Below are 23,262 nucleotides of genomic sequence, written 5' to 3' on the forward strand. Positions count from 1 at the left end.
GGTCACCTCGCCACTCTCCGCCGGCCACCGGCGCGTCCGAGCAAGGGGCGGAACGCGCTGACGATGGCGGCGGTGAACTCGGGATCGTTGATGTTGCGCTTGATGCGGATGATCTGCCGGTTGCCGGTCTGGCGCACGGTGCGCTCCAGCGCGCGGAACAACGCCGCGTCGGCCTCCGGGTCCCAGAACGGTTGGCCGGGTGCATCGAGCGCGGAGACGCCGCCCTCGGCCAGGAAGAAGCGCACCGGCCCGTCCATCTGGTTGAGCCGTTCGCCAATCCAGCGGCCCATGCGCTCGTTCTCTTCCGGCGTGGTCCGCATCAAGGTGACCTGCGGATTGTGGATGTGGAACTTGCGCTGCCGATAGCGCTCCGGGATCGTGTCGGGTGCGCCGAAGTTCACCATGTCGAGCGCGCCGACTGAGCCGACAAAGGGCACGCGGCTGCGGATGATGGCGCCGAAGCGATCCTCGGTCGCCGGGAACACGCCGCCCATCAGGAGGTCGCAGACCTCGGTCGTGGTGAGGTCGATCACGCCGGCGAGTTGGCCGGACTCGACGAGCTTCTCCATCGAGCGGCCGCCGACGCCGGTGGCGTGGAAGACGAGGCACTCGAAATCCTCGCGCAGGTCGGCGGCGATCTTCTGCACGGCCGGCGTGGTGACGCCGAACATGGTGATGCCGATCGCCGGAAGGCTCGCGCCTGCATCGCGTTGCTTGCCGGCCTGCTCATCGAGCCGCGCCTTGACCATGCCGACCAGCGCATGAGCGCCGTTGCCGAGCACCGTGCGCGAAATCGAGTTCAGGCCCTGCACGTCGGTCACCGAATACATCATGGTGATGTCGGCGGGACCGACATAGGGACCGACGTCGCCGGACGCGACCGAGGAGATGATCAGCTTCGGCACGCCGACCGGCAGCGCGCGCATGCCCGGCGCGACCAGCGACGCGCCGCCCGAGCCGCCCGCGGAGATGATCCCGGCGACATTGCCCTGGCGACGCAGCCATCGCTCGAAAGCGTCCGCCATCGCCGTCACCGAGGCGCCGCGATCGGTGCCGAACACGCCGGAGCCGCCGCGGCCGTGGTTCAGTGCGATCTCCTGTGCGGTGACGTCGCAGCTCGCCGCCTTGCCGCTGGTCGAGACGTCGACCAGTCGCGTGCGCAGGCCGCTGCCGGCGATGATATCGCGGATGAAGCGCAGCTCGGCACCCTTGGTGTCGAGCGTGCCGACGATGAGGACGACCGGTGGCCCGGACGTTCGGGAGGCCGTCGGTTCGCGTCGCTGGCGCGTTGCCTCCTCGAGCCGCGTGACTCCGGCGGATTGCGTCCGCGCGGCGGCCTCGATGCGGGCGATCGGCACCGGCTGCGACCAGCGGGTCGGCAGCACCGGATTGGAGACGTAGATGCGGGTCGGCCCCTTGCGTTCCGGCTGCGGGGCACCGGCCGTTTCAGCCCTTGCCGGCGCCGGCTCGGCGTCGGTCTCATCGGCGCCATGGGTGCCGACACCCAGCAACCGCTGCTGCAGCTCGCGGTCGGTCGCAAGGCGCGCGGAATCGATGATGCGGTTGATGCGGCCATTGACCATGATGGCGACGTTGCGCGACACCGCCGTCGCGACGCCGATGTTCTGCTCGATGACGAGAACGGAGATGTCGCCCTCGTCGCCGAGGCGCAGCAGCATGTCCTCGACCTGGGCGACGATCACGGGCGCGAGGCCTTCGGTTGGCTCGTCCATGATCAAGAGATGCGGATTGGTCAGCAGCGCGCGCGCGATCGCGAGCATCTGCTGCTCGCCGCCGGACAGCTGGTTGCCGCCGTTGTTCTTGCGCTCGGCGAGGCGCGGGAAGGTGTCGTAGATCCGCTCGATGGTCCAGGCGCCGCGCCGCAGGCCGCCGGCAAGCGCCAGGTGCTCGTCGACGGTCAGCGAGCGCCACAGGCGGCGGCCTTGCGGCACATAGCCGACGCCGAGCCGCGCGATCCGCGCCGGATTGAGCCGCGTGACCTCCTCGCCGCGGATCCGGATCGAGCCGCCGCTGGCACGCACGAGGCCCATGATCGCTTTGCACAGCGTGGTCTTGCCCATGCCGTTGCGGCCGACCACCGAGAACACGCCGGACTCGAGCGTGAGATCGACGCCCTGCAGCGCATGCGAATGGCCATAATAGACGTCGAGGCCCTTCACCTCGAGTGCGGGCACGGCACGGCGGTCATTCATGGCCGCCTCCGAGATAAAGCTCCTGCACCTCGGGATCGGATTCGATCTCGCGCGGCAGGCCTTCCTTGAAGATGCGACCGTTGTGCATCATCGTCACGCTCTCGACGACGCGCAGCGCGACGTCCATGTCGTGCTCGATGATGATGTAGCCGATATGGGCCGGCAGCGAGGTCAGGATCTCGATCAGCTCGTGCCGCTCGGTCGGCGACAGTCCGGCCGCCGGCTCGTCGAACAGGATGAAGCGCGGCGCGCCGGCGAGCGCCAGCGCGATCTCGAGCTGGCGCTGCTGGCCATGCGCGAGCTCGGCGACGCGCTGGTCCTTCACGTTCGCGAGGTGCACGGCCTGGACCAGCGTTTCGGTCGCGTGCATCAGCGCATCGTTCTGCCCCGGGCGCAGGAACGAGAACCGGCCGCGCGAGACGCCGCGACAGGCGAGGTAGACATTGTCCTGCACGGTCAGGCCGGGGAACAGTGCCGAGATCTGGTAGGTGCGGCGTAAGCCCCGGCGGATGCGCTCATAGGGTGGGAATTGGGTGATGTCCTCGCCGAAGAAGCGGATCGTGCCGGAGGAGGGCGGAAAGTCGCCGGTGATGCAGTTGAACAGCGTCGTCTTGCCGGCGCCGTTCGAGCCGAGCACCGCGCGGCGTTCGCCGGGCCGCACCGTGATGGTGACGTCGGTCAGCGCCGCCAGCGCGCCGAACAGCCGCGTCACGCCGCGCAGCTCGAGCGCCGCGCCGGCGCCGACCACGGACAGCCGCTGCGCGACGCTATCCATGGCGGCCTCCGCCTGAACGTTGCGTCGAGGATGCATTGCGCCGCCGCCAGCGTTCCCACAGGCCGATCACGCCGTCGGACGACCAGAACACGATGGCGAGGAAGCCGAGCCCGATCAGAAGCCGGAAGCGGTTGCCGTCGAGGCCGAACTTGATCAGTACGTCGAGCGCGAAGGTGCGCAGCAGCACGAAGATCAGCGCGCCGATGAACGGGCCGATCGGCCGCGTGATGCCGCCGACCACGGCGATGATCAGGACGTCGATGCAGGCGCCGACGCTGACCGAGCCGGGCGAGATCTGCCGGTAGTTCCAGACCTGCAGCACGCCGCCGAGTGCGGCGATGAAGGCGGCGAAGGCGTAGGCCGCGATGCGGTGTGCATTGGGGTTGAAGCCGAGCGCCGCCATGCGGCGGGAATTGTCGCGGACACCCTGCAGTGCGAGGCCGAACGGCGCGCGCGAGACATACTGGACGGCGAAGTAGCAGATCGCGGCGACACCGAGCGTGACATAATAGAAGGCGATATCGGCGCGCCAGTCGACGCTCCAGAAATGCGGCGTCGCGACGGTGTTGATGCCGGTATGGCCGTTGAAGATCGCCCAGTTCTGGTTGGTGAAGTAGTAGAACGCGGCGCCGATCGCGAGCGTAATCATGATGGTGTAGATGCCCTCGGTGCGCACCGCGAGCGCGCCGCCGAGCGTGCCGAACAGCGTCGCCAGCGCCAGCGCCATCGGGGTTGCCAGCCACCACGGCCAGCCGAGGCTGATATTGGCGTTGCCGCTCATGCCGAACACCGCGACCATATAGCCGGCGAAGCCCGCAATGGTGAGCTGCATCAGGCTGACCATGCCGCCATAGCCGGCGAGGAACATCAGGCTGAGCGCGATGATGCCGAGGATCAGCGTGGTGGCGAAGATCTCGATCAGGAAGAAGCCGTTGGCGATCAGCGGCATGATCACGAGGATCAGCGCGACCAGCCAGGCCGCCGGATTCTGGAATTCCGGCCAGGCGCGGACAAAGGCGCGGCGGGTCGCGTTGGCGGATGGATCGGGGCGGAACTGGGTGCTCTGGAGCAGCGACATCGGTCATCGCCTCGCGAGCAGGCCCTGCGGCCGCAGCGCCAGCACCAGCACCATGATCAGGAAGGTGACGACGATGGCGTAGGTCGGGATGTAGACCGAGCCGAGCTGCTCGGCGAGGCCGATGATGACGGCGCCGAGCGCCGCTCCCGGGATCGAGCCCATGCCGCCGACAATCACGACCACGAGGGAAGCGAGCAGGAACCGCGTATCCTCGCCCGGCGACAGCGACTGGAAGGTGCCGCCGACCACGCCGGCAATGCCGGCAAGGCCCGCGCCGAGCGCGAACACCAGGACGAACACCAGCTGGATCCGCACCCCGGTCGCGGCCAGGATGTCGCGGTCGTCGACGCCGGCGCGCACGATCATGCCGATCCGCGTGCGGTTGAGCGCCAGCCACATCGCGATTCCGATCACGACGGAGGCCGCGAAGATCACCAGCCGCACCAGCGGGTATTGCAGATAGACCGGCTCGCCCGATGATTTGATCGCGGTCAGCAGCGGCAGTTGGATCGGGCCGATCAGCCAGCTCGGGGTCTGGACCTGGTAGAAGTCGCCGCCGAACACCCAGAGCATCAGGTCGGCGAACACGATCGAGAGCCCGATCGTCACCATGGTCTGCCTGAGGTCCTGACCCTCCATGCGCCGGAACACCACGAGCTGCAGGATCACGCCGACCAGCGCCACCGCGACGAAGGCGATGATGAAGCTGAGGAGCCACGATCCGGTCCAGCTGCTGATCGCGTAGCCGACATAGCCGCCGAACAGATAGAGCGAGCCGTGCGCGAGGTTGACGTTGCGCATCAGGCCGAAGATCAGCGTGAAGCCGCTGGCCACGAGGAAATACAGCCCGCCGAGCGTGATGCCGTTCAGCACCGCGTTGAGGAACACGCGCTTGCGGCCGATCGCGGCCTCCAGCCCAGGCGGCCAGATCGCGAACACCAGCCACGCGAGCATCGCGACCGCGATGATCACGATCAGCGCCCAGGCCGGATGGCGTTCGATGAACCTGGCCATCTCCGTCGCGTTCCCTCAGTGGTCGCGACCGTCTGCCGGGCCGCGTGTCCAATATCCTACCGAGGGCGGAAGCTCGGGATTTGATCGACAGTATCTTTTATCGTGTGCTCCGGAACTGCTTCACGGCCGCAACACCTTGGCGGCGCGGCGATAGTCGGTCGGCGCCATGCCGACATTGGCGGCGAAGAAGCGGGTGAAGCCGCTCTGCGAGGAGAAGCCGAGGTCGAAGCCGATATCGGCGATCGGCGTCTCGGTCGCCACCAGCGCATCCAGCGCCTGCTCCATGATCAGCGTGTTCATGTAGAGGTGAGGGGTGACGCCGGTCTGGGTGCGGAACAGCCGGTAGAAATGCGGCCGCGACAGCCCGGCCTCGCGCGCGATCGCATCGAGCTCGATCTCGGCGCCGGGGCTTTCCGACATCAGCTTGATCGATTTGCGCACCCGGAAATCGGTCACCGCGGCCGCCGCGCGCGCGTCCTTCGCCGCCTGCCAGCTCTCCTCGTAGCAGGAGTCGATCAGCTGCCGGAGTTCGCAATCGAGGCTGCGCAGCGACGGCGCGCCGCATACCAGTGCTGCGGTGCGGCGGATGAGCCGGTCGAGCGCTTCGGTGCGCGGAAAGAAGGTGCGGCCGAACCGCAGGCCCTGTGCCGTCGCGGGCTGCGGCGCGAACCATTCGGCGTTGACATAGAGCACGAAGAAGATCGCGCCGTGGTCCATGTCGGTCGGCAGAAAATTGTGCGGTTCCCACGGGTTGACCGCGACCACGGTATCGTCCTTGAGCAGCAGCCGCTGCTCCGAGACGTCTATCTGCGCCGGCGTTCCGCCGACATGAAAGATCAGATGCCCTTCGCGGTGCGCATGCACGTTGAAGGGACGGTTCAACTGATAGACCGTCGCGCGACCGAACCGGCCGTGGAAGACGGCAAGCGCCCTGCTCATGCCTCCCCTCCCGCGGGATGTTCTTGTCTTTTCGACAAGCGTTCAACATCCGCCCGCGGAAAGCAAGGGCGAGCAGGGCACATCATGCAACCGCGCGCCTCGTCACGGCCGCCGTGCCTGCACTGCAACAAATACGTCAGTACTTCTTGCACTCCGGGACCGTGCGGCTCGGCAAGCCGATCTTGGCGAACACCGCCGGATCGTAGCCCAGCGTCTGGTTGACGTTCGGGATCACCTTCACGACCTTGCTGAACAGCGCGCCCTTGCCGTCATCGACCACCTCGGTGACGAAATTGGTGCCGATCGCCTGGCGGTTGGAATCGAGCTTGATCTTGCCGTTCGGCGCGTCGATCTCGATCTTGGCCAGCGCGTCCTTGAGCTTGGCCTGGTTGTTGGAGAGGTCGCCATTGACCTGGCGCAGCGCCAGGATCAGCGCCATGGTCGAGCCGTAATAGTTGGTCGCGAGCAGCGACGGGCTCGGGAAGCGTTTGGCCGGCGGGAAGGCATCCTGATAGGCCTTCACGAATTTCTGCCAGCCCGGATCCTCCCAGGTATCGGCCTGGCCGCTCGCGGCGATGGTGCCGATCAGCGCGTTCTTGGCATTGCCCTTCGACGACAGGATGGTCTGGTCGATCATGATCGAGCCGCCCATCAGATGCGCCTTGCCGCCGGCCTGCTGATACTGGTTGAGGAAGTTGACGGCATCGGCGCCGCCGAGGCCGAGATAGATCGCGTCGACATCGTCAGGCAGCGCGGCGATCACCGAGGCAAAGTCCTTGGTGCCGAGCGGCACCCATTGCCGGTTGGTGACCTGGCCGCCGGCGCCGCAGAACTCGAGCACTAGGCCAAACACCTGGGTGTAGATGAAGGAGTAGTCCTCGCCGACGGTCGCGATCTTGCGATAGCCTTTGGTCTCGTAGGCGTATTTGCCGAGGCCGACCTGCCACTGCGCGCCGTCCATATTGTAGCGGAAGAAGTTCGGCGCCGGATCGACATAGGTCGTCTCCTGCGCGCCGGAGGCGGCGTTGACGAAGGTCAGCTCCGGATGGGTCTTGGCGAAGTTCTTGACCGCGATGCCTTCGTCCCCGGACAGCGGCGACAGCAGGATCTGCACCTTGTCCTGTTCGATCAGCTTGCGCACCGCGCGCACCGCGGAGTCGGGCGTCGCGTCGGTCGAGGCGACGACGAATTCGAGCTCCTTGTCGCCGATCTTCTTGCCGAGCACATTGAGCGCCGTCTGGAAGCCGCGCATGCCGTCCTCGCCGAGCACCGTGTAGGTGCCCTCGAGCGTCGCGGTGACGCCGACCTTGATCTTCTCCTGAGCGAACGCCGTGCCCGAAAGCAACAGGCTGCTCAACGCAATCAGTCCCAAACTGCCTTTCAACATCGCGCTCCTCCCTCTGTGTTGTCGCCGGCGTCCACTTGGCGTGCGAAGGCTGATGGGCGTCCGGTTGTTGCCGGCAAAGCTAGCCGAAGGCGGGCGCGGCGCGGATGTCGTCAGCGCCGGCCGGCTTAACGGGCAGTCTCATTTTGATTGTTGCGCCGCAGCGCGGCTCGCGGCGCAATGCCGCGGAGCTGCACCGGGGAAGAGAGTGAGGCGATTGATATGTTGATGTCGTCCCTGCCTTGTGCGTGATTGTGCACGGGAGCAGGGATGATGTGATTTGTTCTCGTTCAGTACGCGCTGCTCTTGGCTCCGTCATCCCGAGGCTCGCTCCGCTCGCACCTTGGAATGACGGTGATGGGGTTGGTAGGGGCGCCCCCTCCACCCGTCGTCCCTGCGAAAGCAGGGACCCCAGGGTTGTGTTGTTGAAGGGTGCTGCGGCCCCAGCGTCGCGCAACTGCTGTCATTTGTGGTTATGGGTCCCGGGTCAAGCCCGGGACGACACTGAGTGTGTGGCTCGATTTTTGGGTCATACATCCGCTGAGTCATACATGCGCGTTCTCGCGACATGATTTGTTCGAGCTCTGCTCTTCGTTTCGCCTCTCCGTTAACAGAGGGCGCAGAGAAAACCGGGTGCCGATCGCACCCATGGGTCCCGCGTAATAAAAAACGCGGGAGGTAGGACCACAGCTGCGGGGACTTACGCCGTCGGGCAAATCAGTGGCAGGGCCCGGATTGGCTAATGCGCCTGCGCAACGCGTTGCCCGATGACGAGCTCTGCGTTGATCGGCCGCGGCAGCAACCTGCTGGCTCGGCCAGAACCTGTTCCTCTGCAGTTGCGGACTGGATCGGCCGAGCTTGCGTTCTGCTTTTGACTAGCATCAGCGCCACGCAATCCTGATGACGCGTGTGGCGGATTGCTCGCAAGATGTGGTTTCCGGAACCGACGGTGGCGCGCACCGGAGATTGGATAACTGCGACGAACATCGAGGTTCCCTTGCGTTTGCCAAACATTGTCCATCATGAGTCTATCAACTTCGCGTGTGGTGCCTGTTGAATGCGGAGACAGGGGATCGCCGGAACCCGAGGTGCACAGACTCGGGTCGTGTCAACAGGCAGGCGGAGCGGAACAATCAAGCAAATCGTGGTGCGACGATGCCTGCCGTCCTTGCCGGGGCGGGCAAGGCGAAGGTATTTCATCGCTGCAGCGCGACGCGTTCTGCGTTCGGCGTGCGTCGCTGTCGTCGGTTGCTCGCTGTGCGAGCAGGCTCACGCGCTAGACTTCTTTGGTCTGTTCGGCTCCGACGATCCGCCGCCGGTCAGCGCCACGACGTTGTCCTATCGGTTGGAGATCGAAGCCAAGACGCCGGAGGGCAGGAACGATAGCGACGCCGAACAGGCATTGCGCGATGCCGCCGGCACCTATCGCCTTCGACAGGAACCGCCGCCGGACGGGGAAGGTCTCGCGCGCCGGCTGCAGGCGGATATCAATCCGCTGCTCGATGCCCTCTGGGGGCTTGGCCGCTACAACGCCCAGATCGATGTGACGATAGATGGAGTTCCAATCTCCCTCGACGAGACTGGGCTTGCCGCGGCGGCGCGACGGGCCGACAGCTTTCGCAATCGGACCGTCGTGCCCGTCAAGGTCATCGTGCGACTTGGTCCGTTGTTCAAGCTGCGCGCCGTTGATGTAGACTATCCGCGCGACCAAGCGCCGCAGGGATTGCCGCGCCGCGCGTTTGCGCTGAAGTCCGGCGATCCCGCGATCTCTGCCGACCTACGTGCCGCGCAGGTGAAACTCGTCGACTGGTTCCGCAGCAACGGACATCCGCTGGCGAAGGTCGCCGACGTCAAGGCCACCGTCGATCATGCCGCCGCCGCGATGGACCTCCGGTTGCGGGTCGAAGCGGGCCCCAAGGCCGGCATCGGCGCCGTGACGATCTCGGGCGGAGACGTCGATCCGCGAGTGGTGGCCACGCACGTCTACCTGAGGGAAGGCGAGCCCTATTCGCCAGAGCGGCTCGCCTTGGCGAAAACCTCGATCGCAAAGATCCCGGCCATCGGGGGAATTCGCGTCCGCGAGGCCGACAAGCTCGATGGCAACGGCAACCTGCCGGTCTTCATCGATTTGACGGAGAGGCCCAGGCACGCGGTGGGCCTCTCGGCAAAATATTCCACCGTCGATGGTCCCGGCATTGCTGGCTATTACGAGGATCGGAACATATTCGGCGGCGGCGAGCGCCTGAGGCTCGAAGCATCCGCCTCGCTCCTGCAACGGATCGACGGCACGTCCTTCACCGGCTTCAATAATCTGAGCGCCTCGGATTTCGGCGCACGGTTTACCGGCACCTTCATCAAGCCAGGCTTGTTCGGTACCGCCAACGATCTTCTGATCGAGGCCACTGCGTTCCGCGAGCGTGTCGGCAACAACGACCTTGGCGGTTACACTGACGACACGGTGCGCGGCACGTTCGGCGTGATCCATCGCTTTTCGGAAGCGGCTTCGCTGCAGGCCGGTCTCCAGGTCGAGCAATCGAAATCGCAGGACGTGCTGGGGCGGGTCGATGCGACATTGATCGGCTTCACGGCGACCGGTCGCTACGACACGACAGACAATCCGCTCGACCCGACGCGCGGTGTGCGCCTCTCGGCGACCGTCAATGCCTATCCGAAGCTGATGGGTTCCACGATCGATCTGTTCGAAGCGCGGGTTGCGGGCTCGGCCTACTATGCGCTCGATGAGCAGGCCGACTACGTGCTGGCGGGTCGGTTGGCCGCAGGCTCGCTTGCGGGCGCGCCACTCGACCAGATTCCGGATGCACATCGCTTCTTCGCCGGCGGCGGCGGATCCGTGCGCGGTTACGGCTTCAACACCATTTCGCCGATGATGTTCGGCCAAATCACCGGTGGTCGCGGCCTGATCGAGGGCTCCGCCGAGGTGCGGGTCAGGATCACCCCCACCATCGGTCTCGTGCCATTCTTCGACTTTGGCACCGCCTCCCGATCATCCCTGCCGGGCTTCGACGACTATGTGGGCTACGGCGCGGGACTCGGCTTGCGTTATCTCACGCCAGTCGGCCCGATCCGCCTTGACGTTGCGACACCGCTGAATCCTCGCCCCGGCGACAGCCGTTACGCGATCTATGTCAGCATTGGGCAGGCCTTCTGATGCGCGTCCGACGGCTGTTCATTATCGGTTCTGCCGTCGCGGCCTTGGGCCTCATCGCTGCCGCGGTGCTCGGTGCCGTTCTCTACGGAATGGCGGGCGGGAGCGGCGAGAACCAGCAGGATGTGCTGGCCAGTCTTGTCTCGCGGACGCTCTCGACGCCGGCGACCCAGGTCCATGTCGGCGCCGTCGATGGTGTGCTGTCCTCGGATGCCACGGTTCGCGACGTTAGCATCACCGACAAGGACGGCGTCTGGCTGACGCTCGACAAGGCGCGCCTCGTCTGGCGACGCAGCGCACTGTTGCTGGGGCGGCTGGAAATCGACCGCCTCGAGATCGGCACGCTTGAGATCAAGCGAAAACCGCTTCCGTCCGACCAGCCTGCCGCCGAGTCCGATCAGCCGATCCTGCCCGACCTTCCAGTGAAGGTGCAGGTGAAGGCTTTCGACCTGCGGGCCCTGACGCTGGGACAGTCGATTCTGGGTGAAGCCTTGAGTGTCGCGGCGACCGGCAATACCGAGCTCGGTTCGCCCTCGGAAGGGCTCGTCTTCAATCTTGATGCCACCCGCAAGGATTTCCCGGGCCACTTCAAGGCTGCTCTCGTCTACGTTCCGCAGGGAAATGCGCTTACCCTCGACGTCACGCTCGACGAGCCGGCCCACGGACTCATGTCGAAGCTCGGCCATCTGCCGGGCGAGCCGCCCGTCACATTCGCATTGGGCGGCAAGGGCACGCTCGACAGCTTTCGTGGTGCCCTGAAGTTGCAGGCCGGCCCCACGATCGATGCGACCGGCACGATTACGCTTGACCGAAACGGGGCGGGCCGAGTGCTCGCAACGCGCCTTGCCAGCCATCTCGAACCGTTGTTGCCGGCGATCGCCGCGCCGGTCTTCGCCGGTGAAACCAATCTCGACAGTACGACGCATTTTGGTGACGACGGCAGCGTCGCCCTGGACGTGCTGACGCTTACGAGCCGTCTCGCGCGGCTCGATGCGAAAGGTCTGCTCGGAGCGGACAAGGTCGTGGATTTCGCGGCTTCCATCCGTGCCTTGCCAAGCAACGGCGACGTGACCGAGACTGACCAAGGCTCGATCCGCAGTCTCGTCTTCGACAGCCGCGTCAACGGCCCAATCAAGGCTCCCACAGCATCGGTCAAGCTCGCGCTGTCCGGCGCTCATCTGCCGGACGGGGACGTCGAGACGCTTGATGCTTCGATCACGGCCGTTCCTCGTGCCGAGGCCGGCGATCCCGCAACGCGCATCATCCTTGACGCGAACCTGCGCGCTTCCGGCATCGCGCCACGCGATGCCAGTTTGGCGGCCGCGATCGGCAATACCGCGTCGCTCGTGCTCCACGGCGATACGGACCTCGGCGGCCGCGCCAGGATCGAGCGTCTCGAGATCGGCACATCAACGGTTCAGGCAACCTATGCAGGTGATGTCAGCGCCGATCGCCTGAATGGCCGGGCAACCGGAACGGTGCCCGACCTCGGCGCCTTTGCCGACCTTGCCGGGCTGAGGCTTGCGGGCTCGGCGGCGTTCGGCCTCGACCTCGATTCGGACCTCCAGCGTGGCAGCTTTGATATCAGGATGTCAGGGGCCGGCGAGAAGCTTGCGACGGGACTTGCGGCGCTCGACGGGCTCGCGGGGGCGCGGCTCGCACTCGCAGCCGACATCTCTGGCGATGGCCGCGACACTTACACGGTCCGCGGCGCGTCGATCGACGGAGCCCATGTTGCGGTTCGCGCCAAAGGAACAGTGACGCGCGACTCGAGCAACCTGTCGGCGCGCGTGGATCTGCCGGATCTCTCGGCAGCCGATGCGCGCCTCACCGGTGCGGGAGTTCTCGACGTCGGCCTGACCGGCGGGCTCGCGCATCCCGGCGTTTCGTTCGCGGCCTCGGTGGATCGCGCCACCGCCATGCGGCGCCCGATTCCGCATCTGGCGCTCGTCGCGACGGTCAATGACATCAACGGAGTCTGTGCTGTCGAGGCCAGGCTCGACGGCTCCGTCGACGGCAAGCCAGCGCGCGGGATTGTTCAGGTGAGCCGTCGATCGTCGGAGCCCGACGATCGCGCAGCTCCCGCCTTTGCGGGATGGCGCGCAAAGACCATCGACATCGCGATCGGATCGGTATCCCTGAAGGGTGCAGCAACGATCGACGCACAGAGATTCGCCAGCGGGCAGATTCGCTTCGCAGCCGGGGCGCTCGCCGATCTCTCGCCGCTTGCCCTCACAGAGCTCGCCGGTTCGGCTTCACTCGACCTTGCCGCTTCGGCCGATGGCGGCCAGCAGTCGGTCCGGCTTGCCGGCAAGGGCGCCGGAATCCGCGCCGCGGGTGCGGCGATCCGCAGTTTCGATCTGCGCGCCGATGGCGCCGATCTCTACGGCCATCCGGTGCTCAATGCTGATGCGCAGGTCAACGGTGCCGAGTTCAGCGGTCAGACAGTCTCCAACGTCACGCTAGCGGCCACGGGCAATGCCGATGCGAGCACGATCGGCTTGTCCGCCAAGGCTGCCGGATTCGATCTCGATGCCGCGGGTGCACTGACCACCAGGGAGCGGGTGCGGTTCGATCTCAAGCGCTTCACCGCGCGGCGTGGCGCCAAGGGAATCGCGCTGCAGGGTCCCGCGGGCTTCACGCTCGACGATGGCACGGTGCTGATCGAGCATCTGGCGCTCGCGATTGGACGTGGCCGCTTCACGGTGGACGGCAAAGCCGGCCAGGTGCTCGACCTCAAGGCCGTGGCAAGCGCGATCCCGCTCGGCGAAGCCGATGTCGCGATACCCGGTTTGGGCCTGAGCGGGACCCTCGACGCGTCAGCCGCGATTGCGGGCTCCATGAGCGCGCCGATCGGCCAGTACAAGGTCGCGGTCAAGCAGCTCACCGCTCCGCAGACCAGAAGCGCCGGCCTGCCGCCGGTCGACGTTGCTGCGGACGGACGACTCGATGGCAGCCGCGCGAGCCTGAATACCACAATTGCCGCGGGAAGAGCCGGCGCGATCACGGCGTCGGGCACGGTGCCGCTCGACGCCACAGGTCCGATCGCGCTGTCCGCGAAGGGCCGCCTCGATGCCGCCATCGCCAATGCCACGCTTTCCGCTTCCGGTCGTACCGTATCCGGCAGCGTCGCGCTCGATGCGCATGTCAGCGGCACGCGCACCAGGCCCCAGATCGGCGGTGTCGCGACCATGAGCGGGGGTACCTTCCGCGACAGCATGCTCGGCACGCGCCTCGATGCCGTCGAGGCGAAAATCACCGCCGAAGGAGAGCGCATCGTGGTGGAGCGCCTAGCCGCGGTGACGCCCAACGGCGGCACCTTGTCCGGCTCCGGTCAGGTACGGGTCGCCCCGGATGCAGGCTTTCCAGGCACGGTCTCGATTCGCGGTCAGCAGGCGACGCTTGCCTCCAGCGCGCTGGCGACCGCGCAGGCCAATCTCGCCATTGACGTCACAGGCGCCCTGGCACGCGATCCGCGGATCGTCGGTCGCGTCGACTTGACCCGCGTCAACGTCGACATTCCGGATCGCCTGCCGTCGACGCTGAAGCCGATCGAGGGCATCAACCATGTGAACGCCTCGGGACAGGCCGCTGCACGGCTCGCAGCTGCGCGCAAGGCCGAGACGCCGAAAGGCAGCAAAAAGCGTCCGGCGCTCTTCAACGCCGCGCTCGACGTGACAGTTTCGGCGCCGAACCACGTCTTCATCCATGGCCGCGGGGTAACCGCGGAACTCGGCGGCTCCGTTCATGTCGGCGGCACGAGCAACGCGCCGGTTCCGAAGGGAGCCTTCTCGCTCTACCAGGGCAAGCTGGTGGTGCTCGGAAAGACGCTGACCTTCACCAAGGGCAATCTCTCCTTCAATGGCGATCTCGCGCCCGAGCTCGATTTCGCGGCAGAGATACAGGCCTCCGACATCACCGCGCAGGTCGGTATCTCGGGCGCGGCGGCCGCGCCGGTCTTCGCCTTCCACTCGCAGCCCGAGTTGCCGCAGGACGAGATCCTGTCGCGCATTCTCTTTCAGAAAGCTTCGGGCAGCCTGACGACCTCGCAGGCCGTGCAACTCGCAGGGGCCGCCGCTCAGTTCGCAAGCGGTGGCGAGGGAACGGTGGACCGCATGCGCCGTTCGCTCGGGGTCGACAATCTGGACGTCGGCGCCGGGGCGGGGGGGCCGATGGTCGGTGCCTCGCGCGCGATCGGCGACAGGCTGAGCGTAGGCGTGCGGACGGGCGCGAGCGCCAGCCAGTCAGGAGTGTCGGCCAATGTCGACGTGACGCGCCATATCCGCGTCGAGTCGGATGTCGATGCGAAAGGCTCGACATCCGTCGGAGTCGGCACGCGATTCGAATGGTAAGGGCGACCGAGATCGCGCCTCACTTCGTGGTGTAGCCGCCGTTGACCAGGATGGTCTGGCCGGTCATCCACCAGCCGTCCGACACCAGCAGGCGGATCCACGGCACGATGTCCTTGATGTCAGTGAGCCCGGTCCTGGAGAAGCCCGACAGCGCCGCCGCCGATTTGTGATAGGCGACCGCGTCCGCGCCTTCGGCCGGATAGAAGAACGGCGTGTCCATCGGACCCGGGCCGATCGCGGTGACCGAGATGCCGCGCGCGCCGAACTCCTTCGATGCCGCACGGGTGAAGTGCTCGACCGGCGCCTTGGTGCCGGCATAGGCCGCATAGAACGGCGTGTAGGCGCCGAGCAGCGAGGTCACCAGCGTGCAGATCTTGCCGTTGTCGTTGACGTGGCGGCCGGCCTCCTTGAGGAAGAAGAACGCGGACTTGGCGTTGACCGCGCTCATCGCGTCATATTCGGCCTCCGAGATCTCGACCATCGGCTTCTTCAGCACCTTGCCGACGGTGTTGATCGCGATGTCGGGACGGCCGATCGCGGCGACCGCGTCGGTGAACAGCTTTTCCATCGCGCCCGATGTCGTGAGGTTGGCCTGGAAGGCGACCGCCTTGCTGCCTGCGGCCTGCAGCGCCGCCACCGTCGCGTCGGCATCGGCCTTGGTGGCCGCGCTGTTGTAGTGGATCGCGATTGCCTTCGCGCCGTGGGCGGCGAGATCGCGCGCGATCAGGCCGCCGAGATTCTTGGCGCCGCCGGCGATGATGACGGTCTTGTCCTTGATGCTGTGGTCGGTCATGGCATTCGCCTCTCCAGGTCTCGCGGCCGCGCCCTGCGGCCGCTTTCTGGAGACGACGATATCGTCTAGGATTTGCCGATAAAGCCATGCATTCTGATCTCACTTGTCGGGAATGGCGAACAATCGGGGACGATATTGGACCGCATCGACCTGTTCCGCATTTTCGCCCGCGTCGTCGAGTGCGCGAGTTTTACGCGGGCGGCCGACACGCTGGGCCTGCCGCGCTCGTCGGTCTCCTCAGCGGTCGCGGAATTGGAGCAGCGCGTCGGCGCGCGGCTGCTGCATCGCACGACGCGAAAGGTGTCGCCCACGCATGACGGCGCGGCCTTCTACGAACGAGCCTTGCGAGTCGTCGCCGATGTCGAGGAGGCCGAGACCCTGTTCCGCCACGCCGCCGCCGAACCGTCGGGCAGGCTCAGGGTCGACGTGCCCGGGCGGATCGGCCGCCTGATCATCGCGCCGGCGTTGCCGGCTCTCCTTGATCGTTATCCGCAGATCGACATCGATCTCGGTGTCACCGACCGCGCCATCAACCTGATCGAAGATTCCGCCGATTGCGTCGTGCGCGTCGGCCCGCTCAGCGATTCCGGTCTGATCGCGCGGCCGCTCGGCAATCTGACGCTGATCAATGTCGCAAGCCCCGGATATCTCGCGCGCCACGGCACGCCGCGCATGCCCGACGATCTCGGCGCGCATTGGGCGGTCAACTACGCCTCGCCCTCCACCGGCCGCGTCGAGGAGTGGGAGTGGAGCGAGCAGGGCGCGTCGCGCAGCATCGCGATGCGCGGCCGCGTCACCGTCAACAGCGCCGAGGCCTATATCGCCTGCTGCCTCGCCGGCCTCGGCCTGATCCAGATTCCCGCCTACGACGTGAAGCGGCATATCGATGCAGGGGAGCTCGTTGAGCTGATGCCGCGGCACCGCGCCGCGCCGATGCCGATGACCTTGCTCTATCCGCACCGTCAGCATCTGTCGCGGCGGCTGCAGGTGTTTGCCGACTGGCTGACGGATTTGCTGAAGCAGAAGCTGCTCGCGGCGGAGTAGGGGCACAGGCTGGCGTTCCCGGTCGGTGGGACGTATAATCCGGGCGCTCGTGACGGTAACCTGATGACCACCTTGGTAAGTAAACTCGGCCTCGCAATCGCAGTGTTGGCGCTGTGCATGAGCGGCCAGCAGGCCAGTGCCCAGGCCGGCCCGGTGCGCTACTGGACGCCGGGCTCGCTGTTCGGCTTCGGCAGCAGTCTTGCCGACGGCCAGAAGGCGGATACCTACGGAAACTTTCCGAGCTTTGACGCCGCCGGCGCGCAAGGCGGCGACTTTTCATACCTGAACGGCCGGCCCGACGGCTGGTTCGCCGACAGCGAAGGCGGTCGCGTCGGCTGGAACGCGCTCGGCCAATCGGCGGCGTTCGGCTCGCTGGAATATCAGGGCGCGCAGTTCGGCTACAATTTCAGGGGCGTCGGCAATACGCCCGTGACCTTCTTCGCCGGCTTCGACACCCTGAAATACAATCCGCCCGGGGCCGGCGGACCGCTGGCGCCGTTCAGCGGCAATCCCGGCGTCAACGCCGGCTATTCGGCGCGCGCGGGCCTCGAGTTCCGGCCGACTTCGAATCTCAGCCTGTCATTCGGCGCGAGCTTTACCCAGCAAGGGGCGGAGCGCATGGACAGCGACATCCATTCGCAGCTGCTGCCCGGCCAGTCTCCGGTCCTGTTCGGCGGCCGGTAAAGCGCGATGAGAATCGTCATCGCGCTTTAGCTCTTTGTTTGAGCATGATCTCCGCGCAAACGCGTCCCGCGTTTGTCGCGAGGGAAAACCGCTTCGCACTTTTCCGGATCATGGTTTAGCGCGTCAGCGCAAGACGGCAGCGCTGCGGTCCTGATTCAACCAAAACTTCAGAACCCAAGAAGGCTCGAAGTCACGGGCACAATCAGGATCGAAACATGGACATGCAGGGCAAGATCGCACTCGTCACCGCGGCGGCATCGGGCGCCGGCCGCGCCGGGGCACGTATCCTCGCGCGCGAGGGCGCGGCGGTCGCGGTGGTCGACCAGAACGAGGCCGGCGCGAAGGCGGTGGTCGACGAGATCAAAAAGGGCGGCGGACGCGCGCTGGCGCTGACCGGCGATCTGCGCGACGACGGCTTCGCGCGCGATATCGTCACTGCGACGGTGAAGGAATTCGGCGCGCTCGACTGCGTGTGGAATCATCTCGGCATTCCCGGTCCGTCCGTGATCGACGATCTGGAAGGCTGGGATCTCAGCGTCGATCTCAATCTGCGCTCGCAGCTGATCACCACCAACGCCGCGCTCGGCCAGATGACCGCGCGGCGCCAGGGCAGCATCCTGTTCACCGCATCGACCTCGGGCCTGGTCGGCTCGCCGTGGAGCCCGACCTATTCCGCGGCCAAGGCCGGCGTGATTGGTCTTGCGCGCGCGCTCGCCAAGCGCCACGCCAAGGACGGCGTCCGCGTCAACGCGATCTGCCCCGGTGCGATCGACACCCCGATGCTGCGGGTGTTCGTCAACCGGCCGGACCAGCCCGGCCACAACGAGGCCGATCCGGAGGAGCTGATCAAGGCCGCGGTCACCCGCAATCCGATGGGCCGCGCGGCGCGCCCCGAGGAGATCGCGGAGGTCGCGGTGTTCCTGCTGTCGGACAAGGCGTCGTTCGTCACCGGCATCGCGATGCCGGTCGACGGCGGGACGGTGGCGTAAGGCGCTGATGAACTGAGGCCTAGCCGGATGCTATAGCCTGGCATCGCAGGGGCGCACTGCCAAAATATCGAAAACAACCCCATGCAAAGTAGCCGGCGGCTGCCGGCTGACATGGCCACTTGACTCGTCGGGCAAATCAGCGGCATTCTTCCATTATTCAGAAATCGTGCAGACGCCCCTCGCCACGGGGCTATCGCCCTGCGCTTGCAGGGGAGGTCGCATCACATGCGGGAAAACCCTGGCGCGTCACGTCCCTGTGGCCATCCTTCGAGACGCCCGGCGTTCGCGGGCTCGGGATGGCGTCTTGTTTCGCGGCTAAACTCTAAACCCTCATGGTGAGGAGCGCCGCTTGCGGCGCGTCTCGAACCACGAGGCCAAGCCGCTGCGCGGCCGGCGAAGACGCATATGCGTTTGCTCTACCCCAAGCGGGAGGGGGGCAGCCCGTTCGCGTCGGCGGGCCGCTTCAACCTGACTTCTTCGCACTTCAGAACTTCGCCCTGATGCCCGCATAGGCCGCGAGCGGCATGCCGGGGACGAAGGTGCGCGGATCGGTCAGCTGGGCCATCAGGTTGGGCGCAGCTCCGGCGCTGGCAAAGCCGCCGGTCTCGTAGAACGCGCCGCCGAGATAATAATGCTGGTTGAAGACGTTGTTGATCAGGCCGAACACCTCGATATTCGGCGTGATCTTGTAGGAGGTGTGCAGGTTCACGACCGCGTAGGCCGGGACCTTCTGGCTCTGGTTGGTGTCGTCGCCGATCAGCCATTGACTGCCGACCACGTTGACGTCGGCGCCGATCTTCCATGCGTCGGTGGCGAGGTACTCGACACCGGCCTTGAAGCGGTGCGCCGGAATGCCCGGGATATGGTCGCCCGGCTTGACGTTGATGAACCGGACGTCATCGTTGTTCGGGTCGGTCAGGGCGTTCGGGTTGTCGGGAGCCGGCAACGTATTTGCGCTTCGATAGGTCGCGTCGATGAAGGTGTAGTTGGCATAGGCGTTCCAGCGATTGACGCGGTAATCGAGCTTGGCTTCGATGCCCTGCCGCAGGGTCTGCCCCGCATTCTGGAAATAGCCGAAATTGCCTGTGCCGATCGGGCTCTGCACCCGGATGATGTCGTCGTCGGACAGAGTGTAGAACGCGCCGAGGCCCCAGCTCAGCACGCCGGTCCTGGCGTCGTTGCCCCAGGTGCCGCGGAAGCCGGCCTCGACGGTGTGCGACACCACCTGCTTGAGCGGCGGATCGGACACCAGGAAGGAATCGATGACGCAGGGGCGGGCCGGATCGGAGCAGCCGAGCTCGAGCGGCGTCGGCGCGCGGTTGGCCTCTGAATAGCCGGCATAGAAGGTGAGGTTCGGGGTGATCTTGTAGGTGCCGCCGATCACCGGGTTGAGGCGCTGGAATCGGTTGTTGCTGTTGAGCTGGTCATTTGTCCCGGTCTGGTCCTGCAGATCGATCTGGGCATAGTTGAATCGTCCACCAGCAGTGACCGAGAACCTGTTCGTCACGTCGAAGGTATCGGTGAGATAGACGCCGGTGTAGGTGTTGGTGGCGCGCAGGTCGACCGGCGCGAGACCGGCATCGGGCTGGTTGATGAAGATGCCGGTGCCGGTCACGAACAGGTTGTTCGGATCGATCGTTCCGAGCTCGCTGGTCGCCGTGAATTTCGTGTTGCCGTGGTCGACGCTGACGCCCATCACGACGTGGTTGTCGTGCCCGAACAGCTTGTCCGAATTGGTCAGCTGGGCCGTGCCGCCGAAGCTGTTGGTCGCGGCCCGGTTGCGGTCGACTTCGCCAAGGAAGGCGTTGCCAAGCGTGTTCGGAACCGAGGGACCTCCCGCCGGACCGAAAATCGGCAGGTCGTCGCCGATGCACAAACTGTCTCCCCCGTCGCAGGCATGCACGTCGGTGCCGTTGCCGTCGACATGGGTCTGCCGGAAGCCGCGGAAATAGGCATTGCCCTGGAAGGACCAGGTGTCGGAGAAATTGTGGTTCAGCGTCGCGTTGACGAAGGCGAGCTGAAGCAGCGTCGTCTGCGGCCAGGTGTAGACGCTCGACCAGCGCTGATTGAGCATCTGCACCGGCGTTGCCGCGACATTGCCGAGCAGGTTGCTGGCGCCGGTGAAATTGACGTGAAATTCGGTGTCGTCGTTGCGTGCGCCAACGTCCACATACATGCGGTTGATGTGCGACGAATTGGCGTAGTCGCGCCAGCCGCGATCATACGCGGATTCGAACGCAGCGTAGGCGGAGATGTTGTCCCTGTGGCCGCCGGCCTGCACGCTGCCCTGCACGCGCCCGTAAGAGCCGCCGAACAGTTCAGCCTCGGAGCCCTGATAGGTGAAGCCGTTCTTCATCTGGATGCTCAGCGCGCCGCCGATCGCGTTGAGGCCGAACACCGGATTGTTGGGAAACAATGCGACGCTGTCGATGGCCTTTTCCGGGATGAAATCCCAGTTGACCACGTCGCCCCAGGATTCGTTGATGCGCACGCCGTTCTGATAGACCGCGATGCCCTGCGGCGTGCCCTGGACCGGCGAGGCGGTAAAGCCGCGGTAGTCGAGATTGCGCTGGAACGGATTGCCGGTCTGGTCGCCGAGCGTGACGCCGGGCAGCTTGCGGTTCACAGCATCGAGGAAGTTGGTCGAGTAGTTGTGGCTGAAATCCTGCGTCGTCATCACCGCGGTGTTGGACGGGACCTTGTCGCGATCAATCAGGGTGGAGTCGCGGTCGGAGGGGCCGGGTGCAGCGGTGCCGACATCGGGTCCCGCTGCCGGAGTAACAGGTCCGGTTCGGGTTCGCGCGGTTCGCGTGGTCCGAACCACCGGCCGTGCCGCCGGCCTTGCGCTGCGGGTGCCGGCCAGAGGTGTGGGCGCAATCACATTGACGGGCGGCAGTTCAGTGGGGGCCGGATCGGCCGTCTGAGCGTGCAGGACAGTCGATGGCAGTGCACAGCCAATCACAGCCAGCACGGCCGCAGCGCCGTGCGTATAGACCGAAGAAGACAAAAAACGTGTTGCCGTACGCAACAACGCACCAGCCATGACGCCCACCCCCAAGCCGCGGTTCGGCTTGATCCCCGACGAACCCTGGCTCGGAGACTGCGGGAGGGGCGTGGCTTTGGCAAACAAGATCAATCCCGGGGGACCGGGATTCTTTTCCATCTGGAATCGGGAAAAATTCCCGATTCCGTCCCTCGCGGGGCCAGCCGGCTGCACGCCGGCCGGTTTCGGTCGGGCGTGCTGCTTCTGTTCACGCGGCGCCGGGATCAGAACAGATTGTAGCCGGGGGTCAGCAGATTGGCCGGATCGTAACGCCGCTTGGCGTCGCGCAGCTTCGGCCAGGCCGAGCCAAAGTGACGTTCCCAATCCTCCGGCGCCATGGGCAGCGCGCTGACGGGATATTGGACGCCGCCCGCACCGCGGATCTGCTCGTAAAGCAGGCGGTTCTTCGACAGCGTCAGACCAACCCCTGCCGCATCTGCCGACGCCGGCATGTGAACGATGTTGAAGCAGAAGGCGATGTTGCCATCGGGCCATCGCACCAGCGGCGTGCCCGACGCGCGCGTGTTCAGGGGATAAAAGGTCACTCGCCCGAGCGGTCCGATCTCCTCAACCGAGAGGCGGCCGATCATCTCGTCGGCCTGATGCTCGGCGTTGCCGTCGGGCAGAAACGTGAACAACCAGGGGTGCGGGCTCGACCACAGCCCCTTCGACCTGAGCAGCGCTTCCAATTTCGCGAAGGCAAGCGCGTCGTCGTGATAGGCAAGATCGGTGATGACTGCCGTATTGCGGTCGTGGGACAGCGATCCAAGCACGGCGCCGTCGTTTGGCGGCGAACCCTTGTCGTAGAATACGGCGCCTTCGAGCTGGTAGCGCCAGCGTCCGGGGCCGGCCGGGAGAATGGCGCCCTGCAATTGATCGAAGCGATCGTCTTGAAGCGCGCGGCGCTGATCCGCGGCCAGCGAGGCAAGGTCCCGGTACAAAAGCTGGTATCGGCGGACTCGCTCGGGCGCGCGCACCAGCTTCAGGGTGGCCCGCGTGATCAGACCGCACTGTGCAAGCCCGGCCCGGGCGGCGTCGAACAGATCGGCGTGCGACTGCGGCGAACAGGTCAATTGCTCGCCGGTTCCCGTAACCATGTCCAGCGCGAGAACATGGTCTGTCTGCATGCCATGGCGCGACGAGCTGCCGCCGATTCCGCCGACAGAGATCGTGCCGCCGACGGAAAGGCCGAGATAGTTGGTGAGCACCGGGGGCGTGAGGCCTTGCGCCAGCGTCGCTTCGAGGACGCGTTCCCACGTCGTGCCGGCATCGACGACGATACGATCGGCCGCAATGTGGTGGATCGCGTTGAGCGAGGTCATCTCGATGACGACCCCACCTTCTGTCAGCGCGCGGCCATAGGTCGAATGGCCCTGCCCGCGTGCCGCTATCTTGTGCCCTGACTTGCCGGCCCAACGAACCAGGCGGGCGACATCGGTGGCGGAGGCGGGCTTCAGCACCGCACGAGGTTGGCCTTGAACGATGTTGCCGAAATCGCGGGAAGCGGCGGCGCGGTCGTTGTTGTCGTCGCTGAGCGCAACAGCCGCCGGGAGCAGGTCGCACGCATATTGGCTGAGCTCGCCGTCGGCCGCGGACCCGTCGCAGCCCTGGGCCTGCGCGAGCGTCGTCGCGTGGGTGGCGCGAGACGCCAACGTTGCGGCCACGCAAAATCCTGCGCCGAGCAGGGTACGCCTGTTGGTCATGGGGCCTCCTCAACTGCATGATGCGGCAGGCTTCGTTGCCGCTCACCCGCACAATGGGTTCGGCCCGCTTGCCGGACAATCAGCG

The 23,262-nt window shown here is 65.9% G+C and carries 14 protein-coding genes; 5 read left to right on the forward strand and 9 right to left on the reverse strand.

Translation table 11 applies throughout. The features are described 5' to 3' along the window. Positions 1-2: 2 nt before the first annotated feature. The 6 genes from AC1VNY_RS00835 to AC1VNY_RS00860 form a co-directional block, all read right to left on the reverse strand. Positions 3-2,213 (reverse strand): Tm-1-like ATP-binding domain-containing protein, encoded by a 2,211-nt coding sequence (locus AC1VNY_RS00835; protein ID WP_482403735.1) that lies wholly within the window; start codon positions 2,211-2,213, stop codon positions 3-5. Continuing rightward, entirely contained in the window at positions 2,206-2,988 is a 783-nt protein-coding gene (locus tag AC1VNY_RS00840) for an ABC transporter ATP-binding protein (RefSeq protein WP_482403736.1), read from the reverse strand. The genes AC1VNY_RS00835 and AC1VNY_RS00840 overlap by 8 nt, the downstream gene beginning before the upstream one ends. After that, positions 2,981-4,066: a branched-chain amino acid ABC transporter permease gene (locus tag AC1VNY_RS00845; protein ID WP_482403737.1), complete on the reverse strand. Its 1,086-nt coding sequence runs from the start codon at positions 4,064-4,066 to the stop codon at positions 2,981-2,983. The genes AC1VNY_RS00840 and AC1VNY_RS00845 overlap by 8 nt, the downstream gene beginning before the upstream one ends. Positions 4,067-4,069: 3 nt before the next feature. Then, positions 4,070-5,080: a branched-chain amino acid ABC transporter permease gene (locus tag AC1VNY_RS00850; protein WP_482403738.1), complete on the reverse strand. Its 1,011-nt coding sequence runs from the start codon at positions 5,078-5,080 to the stop codon at positions 4,070-4,072. Positions 5,081-5,200: 120 nt separating this feature from the next. Next, the gene (locus AC1VNY_RS00855) at positions 5,201-6,019 is read right to left on the reverse strand and encodes a helix-turn-helix transcriptional regulator (protein WP_482403739.1); all 819 of its coding nucleotides are present in this window, start codon (positions 6,017-6,019) and stop codon (positions 5,201-5,203) included. A 136-nt stretch (positions 6,020-6,155) separates the two neighbouring features. Then, complete coding sequence (locus tag AC1VNY_RS00860; protein ID WP_028333311.1) at positions 6,156-7,406, reverse strand: ABC transporter substrate-binding protein; 1,251 nt, start codon at positions 7,404-7,406, stop codon at positions 6,156-6,158. A gap of 1,330 nt (positions 7,407-8,736) precedes the next feature. Between AC1VNY_RS00860 and AC1VNY_RS00865 the strand changes: the two genes are divergently transcribed. Both AC1VNY_RS00865 and AC1VNY_RS00870 read left to right on the forward strand, forming a co-directional pair. Further along, positions 8,737-10,572 (forward strand): autotransporter assembly complex protein TamA, encoded by a 1,836-nt coding sequence (locus AC1VNY_RS00865; protein WP_482403740.1) that lies wholly within the window; start codon positions 8,737-8,739, stop codon positions 10,570-10,572. Beyond that, complete coding sequence (locus tag AC1VNY_RS00870) at positions 10,572-14,921, forward strand: translocation/assembly module TamB domain-containing protein (RefSeq protein WP_482403741.1); 4,350 nt, start codon at positions 10,572-10,574, stop codon at positions 14,919-14,921. Before AC1VNY_RS00865 ends, AC1VNY_RS00870 begins: the two co-directional genes overlap by 1 nt. Positions 14,922-14,940: 19 nt before the next feature. On the opposite strand, the gene AC1VNY_RS00875 is transcribed toward AC1VNY_RS00870, so the two are convergent. Next, the gene (locus AC1VNY_RS00875) at positions 14,941-15,714 is read right to left on the reverse strand and encodes an SDR family oxidoreductase (RefSeq protein WP_137481498.1); all 774 of its coding nucleotides are present in this window, start codon (positions 15,712-15,714) and stop codon (positions 14,941-14,943) included. A gap of 135 nt (positions 15,715-15,849) precedes the next feature. Between AC1VNY_RS00875 and AC1VNY_RS00880 the strand changes: the two genes are divergently transcribed. The 3 genes from AC1VNY_RS00880 (at position 15,850) to AC1VNY_RS00890 (ending at position 18,431) form a co-directional block, all read left to right on the forward strand. Next, positions 15,850-16,758: a LysR family transcriptional regulator gene (locus AC1VNY_RS00880; RefSeq protein ID WP_482403742.1), complete on the forward strand. Its 909-nt coding sequence runs from the start codon at positions 15,850-15,852 to the stop codon at positions 16,756-16,758. Positions 16,759-16,821: 63 nt separating this feature from the next. Further along, a complete protein-coding gene (locus AC1VNY_RS00885; RefSeq protein WP_482403743.1) occupies positions 16,822-17,442 on the forward strand; it encodes a hypothetical protein in 621 nt (206 codons plus the stop codon). A 215-nt stretch (positions 17,443-17,657) separates the two neighbouring features. After that, positions 17,658-18,431, forward strand: a complete 774-nt coding sequence (locus tag AC1VNY_RS00890) for an SDR family NAD(P)-dependent oxidoreductase (RefSeq protein ID WP_253607047.1) — start codon at positions 17,658-17,660, stop codon at positions 18,429-18,431. 484 nt (positions 18,432-18,915) lie between these two features. On the opposite strand, the gene AC1VNY_RS00895 is transcribed toward AC1VNY_RS00890, so the two are convergent. After that, entirely contained in the window at positions 18,916-21,402 is a 2,487-nt protein-coding gene (locus AC1VNY_RS00895) for a TonB-dependent receptor (RefSeq protein ID WP_482403744.1), read from the reverse strand. Between the two features lie 296 nt (positions 21,403-21,698). Then, positions 21,699-23,177 carry an FAD-binding protein gene (locus tag AC1VNY_RS00900; RefSeq protein ID WP_482403745.1) on the reverse strand — a complete coding sequence of 493 codons (1,479 nt, stop codon included), beginning with the start codon at positions 23,175-23,177 and terminating at the stop codon, positions 21,699-21,701. Positions 23,178-23,262 lie beyond the last annotated feature (85 nt).

The sequence above is a fragment of the Bradyrhizobium ferriligni genome, from assembly GCF_056837965.1.